Origin of the sequence: Bradyrhizobium sp. NAS96.2 (assembly GCF_001908235.1) — a bacterium.
Taxonomy (GTDB): Bacteria; Pseudomonadota; Alphaproteobacteria; order Rhizobiales; family Xanthobacteraceae; genus Bradyrhizobium.
On record NZ_LGHK01000209.1, the window covers coordinates 1 to 3,773 of the forward strand.

Consider the following 3,773-nt stretch of genomic DNA (forward strand, 5'->3'; position numbering starts at 1 on the left):
GTCCGGTTCGATGAGCGAGATGTGGAAACGGAGTCACGGTCGAACTACTAAGGCACCGCCAGACGAAAGAGGCGGCAACAGATATGTTCAGCCTACAACCACCGCGCCACATCCCGACTCTACCCAGAAGCTGACGCTCGGCGCATAATCTGCGCCACAGAGTAGTTCCGACCTACCCAAAAAATCACCTCAAATTGATGACGCTGTTCCGTTGTATGCTGCTCTGCACGCTCGGGAACGCCGCTTGTTAAACATTGTTGATTCTTTGTATTTTGTCAGTGAGTGGAGTTGATCATGCGTGTTCTGTTTGCAGGAATCGCGATCGCGTCCTTATCCGCTTGCTTGCAGTCTCCGTATGCTTCAGCACAAAACTTCGACGATAGGTGGTCTATTATTCCGAAGGCACATGCTGAACCTGCTCCTGAAGAGAAGGAGCAAAAACAAAGTCCTCCTGAGCATATTCCGGCAGGGCCATTATGGACGCGGACGCGAGACAATCCCCGGCCTTCCAAATCGTTCAATAAAATCTTCACCGGAAAAGCGTCCTTCTATTCTTATACAAAAGGTAAAACAGCTAGTGGGTCGCTCTACAATCGCGATGAAATGACGGCGGCCCATCGAAGTCTTCCCTTCGGAACTCGGGTTCGCGTCACGGACATTGCGAGTAGCAGGTCGGTCATAGTTCGTATTGCAGACCGCGGACCGTGGATTCGCGACCGCGTGCTGGACCTTTCCCTTGGCGCTGCACGCGGCTTAGGAATTACTGATCGAGGTGTGGCACAAGTTCGAGTAGAGGTCCTTTAGGTAAGCGCCGCGCTCTATGTGGCAACAGTCGTGTGCGGCTGTCAGTGGGCGCTCGGGGCAGCGAAGACCTGCGCAATCGCCGCGATCGGCATCGATATTGGCAAGAACTCGTTCCACGTGGTGGGACGGGATCAGCATGGTGCGATCGTGCTTCGGCAGAAATGGTCGCGTGGCCAAGTGGAAGCGCGGTTCGCCAATGTACCACCTTGCCTGATCGGCATGGAGGCCTGCGTCGTCGCACATCACCTGAGCCGCAAACTCGCATCGCTTCCACCACGGCGCATGGCGAGCGCTCGTCGCGCATCCGTGGTCGGGATCCGTGTCCCAGATCGCGCCCAGGTCGATAGATCGACGGTGGATGACGCTTCAACTTCCAGCTTGCAATTGTAGACAAATCACCTCCTCGAAAACTATTCGTGATTGGAGTGGAGGTTGGTATGTCTCAGGCTCAGATCACGGATGTCGCGACGGTCCACGTCGACAAGGAGCGCGATCGCCGTGCCCGCGCATTCATGCGCGACATCCGCCGCGCGCGGCCATTGGAGTCGTACGAGGGCCTCACATATGAGGGCCAGTTGCTCTTCGAGGAAACCCGGCGCCGGCAGCGGATCGTCCAGGAGTGCGTCGTCGAATACCTCATGGAGCAGGACACGGTAGGAGCCCGGCGCGTCCATGAAGCTCTCCGGCGCAACAAGCTCTTCCAGCAGGGTTTCCGCAGTGGTGCGGTCGACTCGACCGACCCGCTGAATCTCTGGGGCAAGCAGCCGACCAAGAAAGAGCAGAAGGCCGCCGCCGAAGAAGAGCGGCTCGCCAGCGGCCGGCGCAAGCACACCATACCGGATCCCGAAAACCCGCGGCTCAACGTGATGGTCGACACTGTCCGGACGTCGCACCTCAATCTCACCGAGTCGAAGAAACGCGGGTCGGCCGATCCGGAAGACAAGCTGCGCCAGAGCGCCGCGGATCGGTTTCGGCGCGACTTCGACCTGGCCACGTTCCACGGGTCGCGAGGCTTTGCGCTGCAGGACAAGGTCGATGGTGGCGGCGGTGGCTCGGCTTCGCACACCATCGCGCTCGAGGCGCGGTCGCGTCTCGACGAAGTGAAGCGGCGGCTCGGCGAGCGACAGTTCGACATCCTGCTGGTCAGGATCGGGCTCGAGTGCAGCAGCGAGGATGTTCGGATCCACGGCGGCGAGGAGCACCGGACCAACAGCTCCGATTTCCGGATCGCTTTGAACGCGCTCGTGAGGCTTTACGACGGGGTCGAGATCATAGACCGGACATGGGACGCGGTTCGGCGGCTGAAGACGGCCGCCGGCATGCGCCTGCGGAAGTAGGGGCTGATCGATGTCGCTCGGGCGGTTTGCTCCCAATACCCGCGAGACTCCAGAGGAGGTCAAGGAATTCTACTGGCGGAACCATGGATACGTAGTTCTGCCGACGATCCACAGCTGCCTTGGGACTTGAAGGAGCAATTAGCGCGGTTCATGACGAGGCGCCACGGCGTCAGAAAGCCTGCCGCGTCATGAGCGGCGATTGGAACCAGAGAAACCGCGAACTCAGAAATGCCAGATGGACGGAACTCCATCCCTTGGATGACGCCAAGTTGGCTCGGAAGGAAGCATCGCGCGCGGCAAAGGAACGTGGCGAGAAGGTCTATTTTACGGAGCGGCCGTGTGACCGCGGGCACAACGCTGGCTTCTACGTCTCGAACGGAGAATGCGTTGAGTGCCGGCGATTAACGAAGGCGCGATGGCGTGCCGCCAACCCCGATAAGATCGCGGCGGAAGCCAAGCGGAATCAGACCGGACGCAGTCGTCGATGGGCGAAGCGACATCCGGAAAAGATGAGGGCGATCCGCGCAAGGTATAGGGCCTAAAAAGGCGATCAGATCCGCGCGGACAGCCGGACACGGTACCAGCGATGTAAGCTGGAAAATCCGGAGCAGCACCGGGCATGGGCGAGGACCCGCCGGGCTCGGAAACGCGGCGCTGGCGGGTCACGCACGCCGGAAGATATCGCCGATCTGATCAAGCAGCAAAAGCGACGCTGCGCGTATTGCCGAACGAAGCTAACGCTGGACTACCACGTCGACCACATCCTTGCGCTCAGCAGGGGCGGTTCGAATGACCGGACCAACCTTCAGATATTGTGCGAGCCGTGCAATCTGGCCAAGCACGCGAAGGATCCACTCGATTTTGCACGAAGCCTCGGGAGGTTGCTCTGATGAAGCGATCCCGTATCCCGTCTCTCGGCCCGCGCGTCCCGACGCTGGACACCCGGAAGGCGACGATCCTTCCGAAGCGCGCGGATCCTCACTACCAGACCGCCGAGCACAAGAACTGGGCCGAGCAGGTGAAGCGGCGCGCCGACTGGCGCTGCGAGTACGTCGAGGGTGGACTGCGCTGCGAGCGCAGCCGAGCCAACGGTCACCAGATGTACGCCGACCACATCAAGGACATCCGTGACAACCCGGAACCGGCGCTGGATCTCAACAACGGTCGCTGCGCCTGCAACTCGCACAACACCAGGTCGGGCATCCGCGCTCGAGCAAATCGTATAAGTTCGTAGGAGGGAGGCATGTCGCGAGAGCCATCACCGCGCGCCGACGCGCTACGCGCTCAACGTGAAGCGAAGGTGGGAGCGAAACCAGGCCCTCAAGCGCGAGCTCGATGCCCGGGACGCGGCCGCTGCCGCAGCCTCGGCAAATCAGGCCTCGCCGGCGCCGGCGGTGAAGCCGGCACCGGCGAAGAAGCGGCGCGCCACGAAAGAGAGGCGCAGCCGGGGGATGGGCAATCGGTCGTAGGCGAACAAATCCGGGATGTCTGCCTTAGGAGGAGGAGCGGGCACGTCACTCGATCTCGGTGATGTCGCCTTGTGTGAAGGGTTTCGGACGCCGGCCGCTTGAGGGACGGCGCCGCGTATTCGGCGGCCGGCGTCCGAAAGCCTCCAAGGGAGGAAACCGCGCT

4 protein-coding genes and 1 pseudogene are annotated in these 3,773 nt (G+C 61.1%); all 5 read left to right on the top strand.

Annotated elements, in window-relative coordinates:
- The first annotated feature begins 294 nt into the window (after positions 1-294).
- The 5 genes and pseudogenes from AC628_RS34500 (at position 295) to AC628_RS34520 (ending at position 3,375) form a co-directional block, all read left to right on the top strand.
- Positions 295-804 carry a septal ring lytic transglycosylase RlpA family protein gene (locus tag AC628_RS34500; RefSeq protein WP_074131172.1) on the top strand — a complete coding sequence of 170 codons (510 nt, stop codon included), beginning with the start codon at positions 295-297 and terminating at the stop codon, positions 802-804.
- A 30-nt stretch (positions 805-834) separates the two neighbouring features.
- Positions 835-1,074, top strand: a pseudogene (locus tag AC628_RS34505) (hypothetical protein); the annotation flags it as partial.
- Positions 1,075-1,220: 146 nt separating this feature from the next.
- Positions 1,221-2,141 carry a hypothetical protein gene (locus AC628_RS34510; protein ID WP_143201960.1) on the top strand — a complete coding sequence of 307 codons (921 nt, stop codon included), beginning with the start codon at positions 1,221-1,223 and terminating at the stop codon, positions 2,139-2,141.
- Between the two features lie 692 nt (positions 2,142-2,833).
- The gene (locus AC628_RS46240; RefSeq protein WP_502689811.1) at positions 2,834-3,031 is read left to right on the top strand and encodes an HNH endonuclease; all 198 of its coding nucleotides are present in this window, start codon (positions 2,834-2,836) and stop codon (positions 3,029-3,031) included.
- On the top strand, positions 3,031-3,375 hold the full coding sequence (locus tag AC628_RS34520) for a hypothetical protein (protein ID WP_074131171.1): 345 nt from the start codon (positions 3,031-3,033) through the stop codon (positions 3,373-3,375). Before AC628_RS46240 ends, AC628_RS34520 begins: the two co-directional genes overlap by 1 nt.
- Positions 3,376-3,773 lie beyond the last annotated feature (398 nt).